Annotated in this window: 11 protein-coding genes; 7 read left to right on the top strand and 4 right to left on the bottom strand. The window is 73.9% G+C overall.

The features are described from left to right. Positions 1-11 precede the first annotated feature (11 nt). The 5 genes from ACFWH7_RS01830 (at position 12) to ACFWH7_RS01810 (ending at position 7,737) form a co-directional block, all read left to right on the top strand. Positions 12-2,513 (top strand): phosphoketolase family protein, encoded by a 2,502-nt coding sequence (locus tag ACFWH7_RS01830; protein WP_378214730.1) that lies wholly within the window; start codon positions 12-14, stop codon positions 2,511-2,513. Next, entirely contained in the window at positions 2,510-4,702 is a 2,193-nt protein-coding gene (gene pta, locus ACFWH7_RS01825) for a phosphate acetyltransferase (protein ID WP_378214729.1), read from the top strand. The genes ACFWH7_RS01830 and pta overlap by 4 nt, the downstream gene beginning before the upstream one ends. Beyond that, positions 4,699-5,958: an acetate/propionate family kinase gene (locus tag ACFWH7_RS01820; RefSeq protein WP_378214728.1), complete on the top strand. Its 1,260-nt coding sequence runs from the start codon at positions 4,699-4,701 to the stop codon at positions 5,956-5,958. The genes pta and ACFWH7_RS01820 overlap by 4 nt, the downstream gene beginning before the upstream one ends. Before the next feature lie 16 nt (positions 5,959-5,974). Then, entirely contained in the window at positions 5,975-6,955 is a 981-nt protein-coding gene (locus ACFWH7_RS01815; protein WP_378214727.1) for a DUF4031 domain-containing protein, read from the top strand. Positions 6,956-7,170: 215 nt separating this feature from the next. Beyond that, positions 7,171-7,737, top strand: coding sequence for a SanA/YdcF family protein (locus tag ACFWH7_RS01810; protein WP_378214726.1), 567 nt, complete (start codon positions 7,171-7,173; stop codon positions 7,735-7,737). 33 nt (positions 7,738-7,770) lie between these two features. On the opposite strand, the gene ACFWH7_RS01805 is transcribed toward ACFWH7_RS01810, so the two are convergent. From ACFWH7_RS01805 to ACFWH7_RS01790, 4 genes are read right to left on the bottom strand one after another with little or no spacing between them, the layout of a single operon-like run. Next, positions 7,771-9,414 (bottom strand): succinic semialdehyde dehydrogenase, encoded by a 1,644-nt coding sequence (locus ACFWH7_RS01805; RefSeq protein ID WP_378214725.1) that lies wholly within the window; start codon positions 9,412-9,414, stop codon positions 7,771-7,773. Between the two features lie 9 nt (positions 9,415-9,423). Then, a complete protein-coding gene (locus tag ACFWH7_RS01800; RefSeq protein ID WP_378214724.1) occupies positions 9,424-10,485 on the bottom strand; it encodes a GNAT family N-acetyltransferase in 1,062 nt (353 codons plus the stop codon). Next, on the bottom strand, positions 10,482-11,087 hold the full coding sequence (locus ACFWH7_RS01795; RefSeq protein WP_378214723.1) for a GNAT family N-acetyltransferase: 606 nt from the start codon (positions 11,085-11,087) through the stop codon (positions 10,482-10,484). Before ACFWH7_RS01795 ends, ACFWH7_RS01800 begins: the two co-directional genes overlap by 4 nt. Positions 11,088-11,095: 8 nt before the next feature. Then, positions 11,096-12,220 carry a GuaB3 family IMP dehydrogenase-related protein gene (locus ACFWH7_RS01790; RefSeq protein WP_053369640.1) on the bottom strand — a complete coding sequence of 375 codons (1,125 nt, stop codon included), beginning with the start codon at positions 12,218-12,220 and terminating at the stop codon, positions 11,096-11,098. Positions 12,221-12,365: 145 nt separating this feature from the next. Between ACFWH7_RS01790 and ACFWH7_RS01785 the strand changes: the two genes are divergently transcribed. After that, positions 12,366-13,067, top strand: a complete 702-nt coding sequence (locus tag ACFWH7_RS01785; protein ID WP_378214722.1) for an exonuclease domain-containing protein — start codon at positions 12,366-12,368, stop codon at positions 13,065-13,067. 160 nt (positions 13,068-13,227) lie between these two features. Then, positions 13,228-14,763, top strand: a complete 1,536-nt coding sequence (locus ACFWH7_RS01780) for a helix-turn-helix domain-containing protein (protein WP_378214721.1) — start codon at positions 13,228-13,230, stop codon at positions 14,761-14,763. The last annotated feature ends 105 nt before the right edge of the window (positions 14,764-14,868 follow it).

Genomic DNA, 14,868 nt, shown 5'->3' with positions numbered 1-14,868 from the left:
AGGAGCGTGAGATGAGCACGACCACCGCCACCGAGTCCACCGCCTGGCGACCCGCCGAGGTCGCACCGCTCGACGACGACACCCTGCGTCGCGTCGACGCGTGGTGGCGCGCGGCGAACTACCTGTCCGTCGGCCAGATCTACCTGCTCGACAACCCGCTGCTGCGCACGCCGCTGGACCGCGAGGACGTCAAGCCGCGCCTCCTCGGCCACTGGGGCACGACCCCGGGCCTCAACTTCCTCTACGCGCACCTCAACCGCGCGATCGCGCAGCGCCGGCAGTCGACGATCTACGTCGCGGGCCCCGGTCACGGCGGCCCCGGGCTCGTCGCGAACGCGTACCTCGAGGGGACGTACTCGGAGACCTACACGGACATCACGCAGGACACCGAGGGCCTGCGCCGGCTGTTCCGGCAGTTCTCCTTCCCCGGCGGCATCCCGAGCCACGTCGCGCCGGAGACCCCGGGGTCGATCCACGAGGGCGGCGAGCTCGGCTACGCGCTCTCCCACGCGTACGGCGCCGCGTTCGACAACCCCGACCTGCTGGTCGCGGCGGTCGTGGGCGACGGCGAGGCGGAGACGGGCCCGCTCGCGACGAGCTGGCACTCCAACAAGTTCGTCAACGCGCGCAACGACGGCGTCGTGCTGCCGATCCTCCACCTCAACGGGTACAAGATCGCCAACCCGACGGTGCTCGCGCGCATCCGCGACGACGAGCTGCGCGACCTCATGATCGGCTACGGCCACACCCCGTACTTCTTCACGGGCGGGTTCGACGGCGAGGACCACTTCGAGGTGCACCGGCGCTTCGCGACGCTCCTCGACGAGGTGCTCAACCACATCGCGCAGATCAAGGCCGACGCCGCGGCAGGGAACGACGAGCGCCCCGCGTGGCCCATGATCGTCTTCCGCACCCCCAAGGGCTGGACGTGCCCGCCCGTCATCGACGGCAAGAAGACCGAGGACTCGTGGCGCGCGCACCAGGTGCCGCTCGCGAGCGCCCGGGACACCCCGGAGCACCTCGACGTGCTGCGCGGCTGGCTCGAGTCGTACCGGGCCGACGAGCTGTTCGACGAGGATGGCCGGCTGCGCGACGACATCGCCGCGCTCGCGCCCGAGGGCACGCTGCGCATGAGCGACAACCCGCACGCGAACGGCGGCCTCCTGCTCAAGGACCTGCGCCTCCCGGACTTCCGCGACTACGCGGTCGACGTCTCGGGCCCGGGCGGCAACGTCGCGGAGTCGACGCGCGTCCTCGGGCAGTGGCTGACCGACGTCGTACGCCTCAACCCGGACAACTTCCGCATCTTCGGCCCCGACGAGACCGCGTCGAACCGGCTCCAGGCGGTCTACGAGGTCACGGACAAGCAGTGGAACGCCGACTTCTTCGGGCCCGACGTCGACGAGCACCTCGCGCGCGCCGGCCGGGTCATGGAGATGCTGTCGGAGCACCAGTGCCAGGGCTGGCTCGAGGGCTACCTGCTCACCGGGCGCCACGGCCTCTTCACGAGCTACGAGGCCTTCATCCACATCGTCGACTCGATGTTCAACCAGCACGCGAAGTGGCTCAAGGTCACCAACCACATCCCGTGGCGGCGGCCGATCGCGAGCCTCAACTACCTGCTGTCGAGCCACGTGTGGCGCCAGGACCACAACGGCTTCAGCCACCAGGACCCGGGCTTCATCGACCACGTCGTGAACAAGAAGGCCGAGATCGTCCGCGTCTACCTGCCGCCGGACGCCAACACCCTCCTGTCCACCTACGACCACTGCCTGCGCTCGCGCCAGTACGTGAACGTCGTCGTGGCGGGCAAGCAGCCGGCGCCGCAGTTCCTGTCCATGGAGCAGGCGATCGCCCACTGCACGCGCGGTCTGGGCATCTGGGAGTGGGCCGGCACCGAGGTCGAGGGCGAGGACCCCGACGTCGTGCTCGGTGCCGCGGGCGACGTCCCGACGCTCGAGGTGCTCGCCGCGGCGGACATCCTGCGCCGCCGCATCCCCGACCTCAAGGTCCGGGTCGTCAACGTCGTGGACCTCATGCGGCTCCAGGACGAGAAGGAGCACCCGCACGGGCTGTCGGACAAGGACTTCGACACGCTGTTCACCACGGACAAGCCCGTGATCTTCAACTACCACGGCTACCCGTGGCTGATCCACCGCCTCACGTACCGCCGCACGAACCACCCGAACATCCACGTGCGCGGCTACAAGGAGGAGGGCACCACCACCACCCCGTTCGACATGGCCATGCTCAACGACATCGACCGCTACCACCTGGTGATCGACGTCATCGACCGTGTGCCGTCCCTGCGCTCGACCTACGCGGGCCTGCGCCAGGAGATGGTCGACGCGCGGCTGGCGGCCCGCCAGTACACCCGATCGCACGGGGAGGACATCCCCGAGGTGCGCGACTGGGTGTGGCCGGACGTCGGCGAGACGGCGACCGAGGAGGGTGGCCCGCAGTACAACGGCGCGAGCGCCGCCGTGCAGGACACCGGAGGAGACAACGAGTGAGCGACACCGCTCGCAGCATCTACATCACCTCGCCCGAGGGCGAGACGGGCAAGTCCACGATCGCGCTGGGGGTCCTCGACCTGCTGGTCCGCAAGGTCCAGCGGGTCGGGGTCTTCCGGCCGGTCACCCGGGCCGCCGGCCCGGACGTGCAGGACTACGTGCTCGAGCTCCTGCTCGCGCACGACGGCGTGGACGTCACCGCCGAGCAGGCGATCGGCGTCACGTACGAGGACGTCCACGCCGACCCCGAGGGCGCGCTGTCGCAGATCGTGGCGCGCTACCACGAGGTCGCGCGCCAGTGCGACTTCGTCGTGGTCGTCGGGACGGACTACACCGACGTCGCGGGCCCGACCGAGCTGTCGTTCAACGCGCGCGTCGCGGCGAACCTCGGCGCGCCGGTCCTCCTCGTCGTCTCCGGCAAGGGCCGCACGCCCGACGCCGTGGGCAACCTCATCGAGGTGAGCGTCGCCGAGCTGCGCTCCCAGCACGCGCAGCCCATCGGCGTCGTCGCGAACCGCGTGCAGCCCGACGACCTCGACGCGGTGCGCACGCTGCTCGGCGCGCTCGGCCCGGACGGCGAGCCGCTCGCGGGGGCGGGGGTGCCGTCGGGCACGACGGCGGAGCCCGCACCGGGCGCCCGCCTGCCCGGGTGGGCGGTCCCCGAGGACCCGTTCCTCGACGCCCCGACCGTCCGCGCGCTCATGGAGGCCGTGGGCGGGACGCTCGCGTTCGGCGAGGAGGAGCTCCTGGGTCGCGAGGCGACGGACCTGCTCGTGGGTGCCATGTCGTTCGAGCACCTGCTCGACCGGCTCACCGACGGTGCCGTCGTCATCACGCCCGGCGACCGCGTCGACATCCTCATCGGGCTGCTCGCCGCGCACTCGGCGTCCGGCTTCCCGTCCCTCGCGGGCGTCATCCTCAACGGCGGGTTCTTCCCGCCCGAGTCGACCGCGCGCCTCGTCGCCGACCTCGACCCGAGCCTGCCGATCATCCGCACCGACCTCGGGACGTTCCGCTCGGCGAGCGCCGCCGCGAGCGCCCGGGGCCGCGTGACCAAGGAGTCGCAGCGCAAGGTCGACACGGCGCTCGCGCTGTTCGAGCAGAGCGTCGACGGCGCGGCGCTCCTCGCGGGGCTCGACGTGCCCCGGCCGGAGGTCGTCACGCCGCTCATGTTCGAGTACGAGCTGCTGTCGCGCGCCCGCGCGGACCGCAAGCACGTCGTGCTGCCCGAGGGTGACGACGACCGCATCCTGCGCGCCGCGTCGACGCTCCTCGGCCGACAGGTCGCGGAGCTGACGATCCTCGGCGAGGAGCAGAAGGTCCGCGCCCGCGCGGCCGAGCTCGGCCTCGACATCGACGCCGCGCACGTGGTCAGCCCGCACGACCCCGAGCTCGTCGAGCGGTTCGCCGCGGAGTACCAGCGCCTGCGCGCGCACAAGGGCATGACGCTCGAGGAGGCGCGCGAGCGGGTCCAGGACGTGTCGTACTTCGGCACGATGATGGTCCACCTCGGCCTCGCGGACGGCATGGTCTCGGGCGCCAAGCACACGACGGCGCACACCATCAAGCCGTCGTTCGAGATCATCAAGACCCAGCCGGGCGTGTCCGTCGTGTCGTCCGTGTTCCTCATGTGCCTGCAGGACCGCGTGCTCGTCTACGGCGACTGCGCGGTCATCCCGGACCCGACGGCCGAGCAGCTCGCGGACATCGCGATCTCCTCGGCGGCGACGGCGCAGCAGTTCGGCGTCGACCAGCGGGTCGCGATGCTGTCGTACTCGACCGGGGAGTCCGGCTCCGGCGCCGACGTGGACAAGGTGCGCCGGGGCACGGCGCTCGTCCGCGAGCGCCGCCCCGACCTGTTCGTCGAGGGCCCGATCCAGTACGACGCTGCCGTGGACGCGTCCGTCGCGGCGTCGAAGATGCCGGGCTCGGACGTCGCGGGCCGCGCGACCGTGTTCATCTTCCCGGACCTCAACACGGGCAACAACACCTACAAGGCGGTCCAGCGCTCGGCGGGCGCCGTCGCGGTCGGCCCGGTCCTCCAGGGCCTCAACAAGCCGGTGAACGACCTCTCGCGCGGGGCGCTCGTGCAGGACATCGTCAACACCGTCGCCATCACCGCGATCCAGGCGCAGGCCCCGGCCGACGCCGCCGACCCCACCTCTGAGTCCCAGGGAGCCACGTCATGACGATCCTGCCCGAGGGCGAGCGCCCCAACCCCTACAGCGCGTACGGCGCGCACGGGTCCGTGCTCGTCATGAACTCGGGGTCGTCCTCGCTCAAGTACCAGCTCGTCAACCCCGTCGGCGGCGAGGCGATCGCGGCGGGCACGATCGAGCGCATCGGCGAGGACACCGGCATCATCAAGCACCGGTTCGCGGGGAACACGACGACGCGCGAGGAGCCCGTCGCCGATCACGGGGTCGCCCTGCGCATCGCGCTCGGCCTGTTCGACGAGGTCGGCCCGACGCTCGCCGACGCGGACGTGTACGCGGTGGGCCACCGTGTGGTGCACGGCGGCGCCGTCTTCTCCGCGCCGGTCCTCGTGGACGACGAGGTCGTCCGCCAGATCTCCGAGCTCTCGCCGCTGGCTCCGCTGCACAACCCGCCGAACGTCAAGGGCATCGAGGTCGCGCGCGAGCTGCTGCCCGACGTGCCGCACGTCGCGGTGTTCGACACCGCGTTCTTCTCCACGCTGCCGGACGCCGCGTCCACGTACGCGCTCGACCGCGAGGTGGCGCAGGCGCACGGCGTGCGCCGGTACGGGTTCCACGGCACCAGCCACCAGTACGTCTCGGGCAAGGTCGCGCGCGTCCTCGGGCGCCGCATCGAAGGCCTCAACACGATCGTGCTGCACCTCGGCAACGGCGCGTCGGCCTCGGCGGTCCGCGGCGGGGTCGCGGTCGACACGTCGATGGGCATGACCCCGCTCGAGGGCCTCGTCATGGGCACCCGTACGGGCGACATCGACGCGGCCGTCGTGTTCCACCTCGCGCGCAACGCGGGCATGAGCATCGACGAGATCGACGTCCTGTTCAACAAGCGCTCGGGCGTCAAGGGCCTGTCGGGGGTCAACGACTTCCGCGAGCTGCGCCGGCTCATCGACGCCGGCGACAAGGACGCGCGCCGCGCCTTCGACGTCTACATCCACCGGCTGCGCAAGTACGTCGGCGCCTACACCGCCGTGCTCGGCCGGGTCGACGTCGTCGCGTTCACCGCGGGCGTCGGCGAGAACGACACCGACGTGCGCGCCGCCGTCGTCGAAGGTCTCGAGCCACTGGGCCTCGCGGTCGACCCGGAGCGCAACGCCGTGCGCTCCGGCGAGCCGCGCGTCATCTCGCCCGACTGGACGAGCACGCTCGTCATGGTCGTGCCAACGATGGAGGAGCTCGCGATCGCCCGTCAGTCCGTCGAGGTCGTCGAGGCGGCGTCACGCGCGTCGTAGGTGGGATGCTCGGTCGGTGACCGTCCTCATCGACCCGCCGGCGTGGCCCGCGCACGGGACGCTGTTCAGCCATCTCGTCTCGGACGCCTCGCTGGCGGAGCTGCACGCGTTCGCGGCCTCGATCGGCGTGAGCCGCCGCGCGTTCGACCTCGACCACTACGACGTCGCCGCCGAGCGGTACGACGTCGCCGTCGCGGCCGGCGCGCTCCCCGTCGACGGTCGCACGCTCGCCCGGCGGCTCGGGGCGTCAGGGCTGCGGGTCCCGGGCCGGGCGCGGCGTGCGGCGAAGGCCGACGCGCTGCTCGCCCGGTGGGACGCGCTCCTCCCGGGCGCGCGCGACGTCGGGGTCGAGCTCGTCGAGCGCTGGCACGAGCCGCACCGCGTCTACCACGGGCCCGAGCACCTGGTGCACGCGCTCGACTCGCTCGCCCTCCTGGAGGGGCGGCAGCCCGGGGTGCCCGACGACGTCGCTGCGCCCGGGCGCGCGGGCGTCGGCGCCTCGTCGGGCGGACTGCCGACGGAGGGCGGCTCGGGTGACGCACCGGGGGGCACCGCCGTGACGCAGCTCGCGCTGTGGTTCCACGACGCCGTGCACGACGGCGAGGCGGGCCGCGACGAGGAGCGGTCCGCCGAGCTGGCGGGCGCCCGGCTCGCGGGTCGCCTCGACGCCTCGGCCGTGGCGGAGGTGGTCCGGCTCGTGCTCGTGACGACGGACCACTCCCCCGCGGCCGGCGACGGGCCGGGCGCGCTCGTGTCCGACGCCGACCTCGCGGTCCTCGGCTCCGCGCCGGACCGGTACGCGCGCTACGCCCGGCAGGTGCGCGCCGAGTACGCGCACGTCCCAGACGACGCCTTCCGCACCGGTCGCGCCGCCGTCCTGCGAGGCCTGCTCGGCGACGGGCGGCTGTTCCGCACCCCGCAGGGCGCCGCGCTGTGGGAGGCCCAGGCCCGCGCGAACCTCACCACCGAGCTGACGACCCTCGAAGCCCCCGCCTGACTCGCCCACAACCCCCACCCCACCCCGCCGAACAGGTGCTCCCTCGGCGCTAGGGTCGGGCCGTGACCGACGATCCCGCTTCGCCTGCCTCCGCCACGCCCACCGCGCCCTCCACGCCGTCGTCGTCAGCGCCAGCGTCAGCGTCGGCGGCGGTGCCCTCCCGTCGGTCCCCGCGGGGGAACCGCCCACGCTGGTCGCGGCGTCGCCGGACCACGGTGTGGGTCGCCGCCGGGCTGGCGGTGCTCGTGCTGGCGCCGTTCGTCGTCGTGCAGGGCGTCGGGCGAGCGCACGTCGCCGACGCGGCCGACGTGCCGCCGAGCGACGCGATCGTCGTCCCGGGTGCGGGACTACGATCCGACGGGTCGCCGTCGACGTACTTGCGGCGCCGGCTCGACGCGGCCGCGGAGCTCTACGACCGGGGCGTCGCGCCCGTCGTCCTCGTGAGCGGCGACGCGCACGACGACTACGACGAGCCCGGGTCGATGCGCGCGTGGCTGCTCGACCTGGGCGTGCCGGACGACGCGATCCTGCTGGACCGCGAGGGCTTCGACACGCACGCGACGTGCACGCGCGCGGTGTCGGAGTTCGGCGTCGGCACGGCGGTGGTCGTCACCCAGGGCTATCACCTGCCGCGCACGCTCTTCTCGTGCCGCGTCGCAGGCCTCGACGCCGTCGGGATCGGGGTCAGCGCGGCGAGCGTGGAGCCGTGGAAGGCCGTGCTGTACCGCGTCCGCGAAGTGCCCGCGGCGACGAAGGCCGTGCTCGACGCCGTGCGCCGCTGAGGACGCACCGCGCCGGGCACGAGGGCGGCGCGGTCAGGGCAGGCGAAGCTTCCGCATCGCGTCGAGCGCGGTCGTGAGCACCTTGCTGGGGAGCTCGCCGCCGACCCCGTAGAGCGTGTCGAGCGTGAGGCCCTGGTTGGCGCCGCGCTGCACGGAGATCGTCTGCGCCTCGGTGAGCGCCTCGATCCCCTCGCGGCCGTGCCGACGCCCGAGGCCGGACGCCTTGAACCCGCCCATCGGTGCGCCGACCGAACCCCAGGCGGCGGAGTACCCGTCGTTGACGTTGACCGTGCCCGCCTCCACGCGCGCCGCGATCCGGCGGCCCCGCGCGACGTCGCGCGTCCACACGCTCGCGTTGAGCCCGAACTCGGAGTCGTTCATGACGCGGACGGCCTCGTCGTCGCTCGCGACCCGACGCACGGACACGACCGGACCGAACGTCTCCTCCCGGGCGCACGCCGCGTCGTCGGGCACGTCGTCCAGCACCGTGGGCGCGTAGAACCACGGGCCGATGTCCGCGCGGTGCACGCCTCCCGCGAGGACGCGCGCGCCGCGCGCGATGGCATCCTCGACGTGCGCGACGACGCGGTCGAGCTGCGCCTGCGACGTGAGCGACCCCATGTCGGCGGAGTAGTCGAGGCCGGCCCCGAGGCGCATCTCGCGGACGAGCGGCACGAACTCGTCGAGGAAGGCGTCGGCGACGTCCTCGTGCAGCACGATCCGCTCGATCGAGACGCAGAGCTGCCCCGAGTTGGAGAAGCAGGCGCGGACCGCGCCGCGCGCGGCGGCGCGCACGTCGGCGTCGGCCGCGACGTAGAGGGGGTTCTTGCCGCCGAGCTCCAGGGTCGCCCCGATGAGCCGCTCCCCCGCGCGCGCGGCGACCTTGCGGCCCGTCGCCGTCGAGCCGGTGAACGCGATGTGGTCCACGTGGTCGGTCACCGCCGCGCCGACGTCGCCGCCGCCCGCGACGACGAGGAACAGGTCGGCGGGCAGCCCCGCCTCCTCGAGCAGCTCGGCGCCCCACAGCGCGCTGAGCGTCGTCTGCGGGTCCGGCTTGAGCACGACCGCGTTCCCGGCCACGAGCGCGGGCACGGCCTCGGCGAACGCGAGCGTCAGCGGGTAGTTCCAGGGCGCGATCACGCCGACGACTCCCACCGGGCGACGGTGCACGCGCGTGCCCGTCAGCACGGGCAGCATGCCCGGCGCGCGGCGGTCGGCGAGGTAGCGGGGCCCGCGCTGGGCGTAGTGGCGCGTGAGGATCGCGACGTCCGCGACCTCCTCGAACGCGCTGCGGCGCGACTTGCCGGACTCCATCTGGATGAGGTCGAGGCCGTCGGACTGACGCGCGAGCACGAGCTCTCCGAACCGGCGCAGCACGGCCGCACGCTCCTGGACGGGGAGCGCCGCCCACGCCGGCTGCGCCGCCCGTGCCCGCTCGACCGCGCGCGCCACGTCGTCCACGGAGGAGACGGGGATCGCGGCGAGCGGCGCGCCCGTGAAGGGCAGGACCGAGCGGTGCATGCCCGCCTCGTTGCTGGTGACGACGCGCTGCGCGAGCGGTGCGACGACGTCGGGCTCGAGCACGTACGTCGCCGCAGGGTTCTCGGGGTCGATCAGGCCGTCCAGCGCGGCGCCCTCGCCGGGTCCGGTGCCGGGGGTGCCGGATGAGCTCGTCATGGGGACAGGCTACGTCGTCGGACCCACAGCGCCCGCGACGGGGAGCTCCCAGGTCGTGAGCACGGGGCGGAAGCCCTGGCGGGCCCAGAAAGGAGCCGAGAGCGGGTTGAGGACGCCGTGGTGCAGGAGCACGACCGCGTCCTCCCCGACGCGTTCCCGCACGCGCGCGAGCGCCGCGTCGACGAGCGTGCCGCCGACCCCGGCGCCACGCGCGGCGCCTGTCACGTGCAGCAGCACGAGGTAGGCGACCGGGCCGGTCGTGACCGTCCCGGCGACCGCACCCGACCGCTCCGGCGGCTCGACCGCGACGACGCCCAGCACCCCCTCGGCTCGGTCCCCGGCCCCGCGGACGTCCGTCGGCGAGGCCGTCGCGACGAGGAACGTCGTGGCCGGGTTCGCCACCGCGCCCGCGACCTGGGTCACGAGATGCTCCCGGGCTCCGGGCCGCACCCGGGCGGCGCCCACGAGCTCGTCGTACGCGAGCTCGGCGAGCTGGTGCTCGACGAGCGCCGGGACGTCGTCGTGCGTCGCGTCGCGTACGACCAGGCCTGCCGGACCGTGTCCTGCCGCACCCGGCGCCGTTCCGCGGCGCGCGGCGAGGTGCACCGTCGGGCGCAAGCCGTGCCCGGCGAGCGCCGCGACCGCCCCGACGTCGCGGCTCGGCCAGACCAGCACCATCCCGTGGTCGCGCGGAGCAGGTCCGACCTGGGGCACGCCGTCGCCGTTGGGCGGCGTGCCCGGGTCCCGCGCGACGCGCTCCGACCACGCCGCGAGGAGCGCCGCCACCGCACCCGGGACGTCCGGGCCCGCCGCCCGGGCACGCAGCCTGTGCTCGCGCAGCGGGCGGAACAGCGCGGCCGAGGAGTCCGCGCCGACGTCGCCGACCGTGACGAGGCCCGCGGCCCTCGACCCGTCGGGGAGCCGGACGGCGAGCAGGCGCTCGTCCTGCGGGGCCGCGCCCAGGTCCGGGACCGCGACGAGCGGGTCGAGCGCGCGGACCCGCGCGCGATGCTCGGCCTCCAGGGCGACCAGGTCGTCGCCGTCAGGGGCCCAGGCGGGGACGGGCGTCATCGCCCGGCGTCGCGCGCGTCCGGCGCACCGAGCGGTCGACCGAGCACGACGCACTCCTGGTCGGTGTAGCCGAGGCGCTCGTAGAAGCCGCGGACGCCGTCGTTGGTCGAGCGCACCATGAGGCGCACCGCCCGCGCGCCCTGCGCGGCGAGCCACGCCTCCGCCGCGACGACGGTGGCACGCCCTGTGCCGCTGCCCTGGAGACGCGGGTCGACGGCCACGTAGTAGAGCCAGCCGCGGTGCCCGTCGACGCCGGCCATCGCCGACGCGACGACCTCGCCCGCGCGGACCGCGCCGCCGGCCTCGCCGTGGTCGCACGCCGGTCGCGGGAGGTCGCGCGTCGCCCGGCCCACGAGCACCGTCGACGTCTCCCCCAGACGCGCGTCCGCGAGGTCGCGGTACGGGTCGTTCCACGGCCGCGTGAGCCCGCACGTGCGCCACAGCGCGACGACGGCCTCGACGTCGTCGTCGGCGACCTCCGCGAACGTGACGTCCGTGGCCGTCGCGGCACGGCCGTCGTCGGGCGCCGCGCCGGGTACCGGTTCGGGCACGCCGTCGCCCGCGCGGGTCAGCCGGGGTCCGTCCGCGACCCGTCCCGTCACGGCGCGGCTCAGCGGGGCTGGTACGGCGAGACGACGACCTCGACGCGCTGGAACTCCTTGAGGTCGGAGTAGCCGGTCGTCGCCATCGCGCGCCGCAGCGCACCGACGAGGTTGAGCGTCCCGTCCGCCTGGCGGCCCGGGCCGAAGAGGATCTCCTCGAGCGTGCCGGCGGTCCCGACGCGCACGCGCTCGCCGCGCGGGAGCTGCGCGTGGTGCGCCTCGGAGCCCCAGTGCCAGCCCCGACCGGGCGCCTCCTCGGCGCGCGCGAGCGCCGCGCCGATCATCACGGCGTCCGCGCCGCACGCGACGGCCTTGACGAGGTCGCCCGAACGGCCGACGCCGCCGTCGGCGATGACGTGCACGTAGCGGCCGCCCGACTCGTCGAGGTAGTCGCGGCGAGCGGCCGCGACGTCCGCGACCGCCGTCGCCATGGGCGCGTGGATGCCGAGCGAGACGCGCGTGGTGTGCGCGGCCCCACCGCCGAAGCCCACGAGGACGCCTGCGGCGCCCGTGCGCATGAGGTGCAGCGCCGCGGTGTACGTGGACGCACCGCCGACGACCACCGGGACGTCGAGCTCGTAGATGAACCGCTTGAGGTTCAGCGGCTCCGCGACGCCCGAGACGTGCTCGGCCGAGACGGTCGTGCCGCGGATGACGAAGAGGTCGACGCCCGCGTCGACGACGGTCTGGTAGTGCTCCTGGGTGCGCTGCGGAGAGAGGGCGCCGGCGACCGTGACGCCCGCGGCGCGGATCTCCTTGAGGCGCTGCGTGATGAGGTCGGGCTTGATCGGCTCGGCGTAGATCTCCTGCATGCGCCGCGTCGCCTCGAGCGGCTCGAGGGTCGCGATCTCCTCCAGGAGGGCGGTGGGGTCGTCGTAGCGGGTCCACAGGCCCTCGAGGTCGAGCACGCCGAGGCCGCCGTGGTTGCCGAGCGCGACGGCCGTGGCCGGGCTCATCACCGAGTCCATGGGCGCCGCGAGGATCGGCAGCTCGAAGTGGTACGCGTCGATCTGCCACCCGACCGACACCTCCTTCGGGTCGCGCGTGCGCCGGGAGGGCACGACCGCGACGTCGTCGAAGGAGAACGCGCGCCGACCGCGCTTGCCACGTCCGATCTCGATCTCGTTGCTCACCGGGCCAGCCTACCGGCGGGCCGAACCCGCCACCTGCACGACCACCGTGTGGGTGGGCGCTGGCAGGGTGACGCCCGTCGCCGGGACGTCCGGCGGCGCCGGCTGCGACGAGCACCGGGACCCGAGCGAGACCGCGAGGTGCACCATGACGACGACGCCCTGGACGGCGGGACCGCTCCTCGGTCTCGACACCGAGACCACGGGCGTCGACGTGGACGTCGACCGGATCGTCACCGCCGCGCTCGTCCTGCGCGAGCCCGGGACGACGCACGTGCGGACGTGGCTCCTCGACCCCGGCGTCGAGGTCCCCGCCGAGGCGACGGCGATCCACGGCGTCACGACGGCGCACGCGGTCACCCACGGGGTCGCGCCCGCGACGGCGCTGGAGGAGATCGCGACGCTCGTCGTCGACGCCCAGCGCGACGGGGTGCCGCTCGTCGCGTACAACGCCGCGTTCGACCTCTCCCTCCTCGACGCGGAGCTCGTCCGCCACGGCCTGCCGACGCTCGCCGCCCGGCTCGGCCGACCCGTGCGCCCGGTGCTCGACCCGCTCGTGCTGGACCGCGCGTGGGACCCGGCCCGCGAGGGCAAGCGGCGACTGGTCGACCTCTGCGCGCGCTACGAGGTGCTCGACGTCGGCCCCCTGCACACCGCGGACGCGGACGTGCTCGCCACGCTCGACCTCCTCGACGCCCTCGCGCGCGCCTTCCCGGACCTCGGCGCCCTGGGCCCCGACGCCCTCCACGACCTCCAGGTCGCGGCGCACCGGCGCTGGGTCGACGCGCTCGACCCCGAACGCGAGCCGCCCTACGTCGGGGCCGGCGCGGACGGCCGCTGGCCCTCGTAGCGGACGAACCCACCGGTGAACCCGGCAACGAGGCCCGAGACCCGCCCGGTCGTCACCTATCTCACGACGCGGATGGAGATCGTGTGACGAACCCGTGATCCCGCCGCCGGAGCGCGGTGTCGTCGCGTGAATATCTCATCCATGAGTTATCGTCGCTCGCATGACAGTGATCGACGACGCCCCTCTGACGCAGGTCGGCGCGCTCATCCGCGGCGCCCGCCAGAACCGGGGCCTCACGCAGACCCAGCTCGCCGAGCGGCTCGGCACGAGCCAGAGCGCCGTGCACCGCATCGAGCAGGGCGCCCAGAACCTCAGCCTCGAGATGCTCAACCGCATCAGCCTCGCGCTCGACTCCGAGATCATCAGCCTCGGCGGGCCCAAGCACGCGCACCTGCGCGTCCAGGGCGGCCACGCGCTGTCCGGGCGCATCGAGGTCAACTCCTCCAAGAACGGCGCGGTCGCGCTCCTGTGCGCGTCGCTGCTCAACCGAGGCCGCACCACGCTGCGCGGCGTCGCCCGCATCGTCGAGGTCGACCGCATCGTCGACGTGCTCCGCTCGATCGGCGTCCGGGCGACCTGGACGACCGGTGGGCGCGACCTCGAGATCGTCGTGCCGGACCAGCTCGACCTCGCCGCCATCGACGTCGACGCCGCGCGCCGCACGCGCTCGATCATCATGTTCCTCGGCCCGCTGCTCGGGCTCCGCGACACGTTCGAGCTCCCGTACGCCGGCGGCTGCGACCTCGGCACGCGCACCGTGGAGCCCCACATGATCGCGCTGCGGCCGTTCGGCCTCGCCGTCACCGCGACGGGCGGCAACTACCACGCGACGGTGGCCCCGGCGTCGGGCGCCGACCTCTCGGTCGTGCTCACCGAGCGCGGCGACACCGTCACGGAGAACGCGCTCATGGCCGCGGCCCGGCGCGACGGCGTCACGACGATCCGCAACGCGAGCCCCAACTACATGGTCCAGGACCTGTGCTTCTACCTCGAGCTGCTCGGTGTCCGGGTGGAGGGCATCGGCACGACGACGCTGCGCGTCCACGGCCGCACCGACATCGACGTGGACGTGGAGTACGCCGTCTCGGAGGACCCGGTCGAGGCGATGAGCCTGCTCACCGCGGGCATCGTCACCGGCTCCGAGATCACGGTGGCCCGGGTCCCGATCGAGTTCATGGAGATCGAGCTCGCGACCCTGTCCGAGATGGGGCTGCGCTACACGCTGAGCCCCGAGTACCTGGCCCGCAACGGCCGGACGCGCCTCGTGGACGTCACCGTGCACCCGAGCGAGCTCCGCGCGCCGATCGACAAGATCCACCCCATGCCGTTCCCGGGGCTCAACATCGACAACCTGCCGTTCTTCGCCGTCATCGCGGCGAACGCGCACGGTACGACGCTCATCCACGACTGGGTCTACGAGGGCCGCGCCATCCACCTCACCGACCTCACGCGCCTCGGCGCCGACGTGCGGCTCCTGGACGCCCACCGGCTCCAGGTCACCGGCCCGACGCGCTGGTCCGGCGCCGAGGTGAGCTGCCCGCCGGCCCTGCGCCCCGCCGTCGTCATCCTGCTCGCGATGCTCGCGGCGAAGGGCACCTCGGTCCTGCGCGGCGTCGACATCATCGCGCGCGGCTACGAGGGCCTGACGGAACGCCTGCGCGAGCTGGGCGCCAACATCGAGACCTTCCGCGACTGAGTCGACGACCCCACGACGGGCCGGCACCCGACCGTGCGGCCGCCCGGCGTGCGGCACATCAGGGAGACCGCGGCGACCACCACCCACCCCAGCCCGCCGCTCACC

Source organism: Cellulosimicrobium cellulans (assembly GCF_042723955.1).
Lineage (GTDB): Bacteria > Actinomycetota > Actinomycetes > Actinomycetales > Cellulomonadaceae > Cellulosimicrobium > Cellulosimicrobium cellulans_H.
This window is presented reverse-complemented; position numbering and strand designations above follow the sequence as displayed.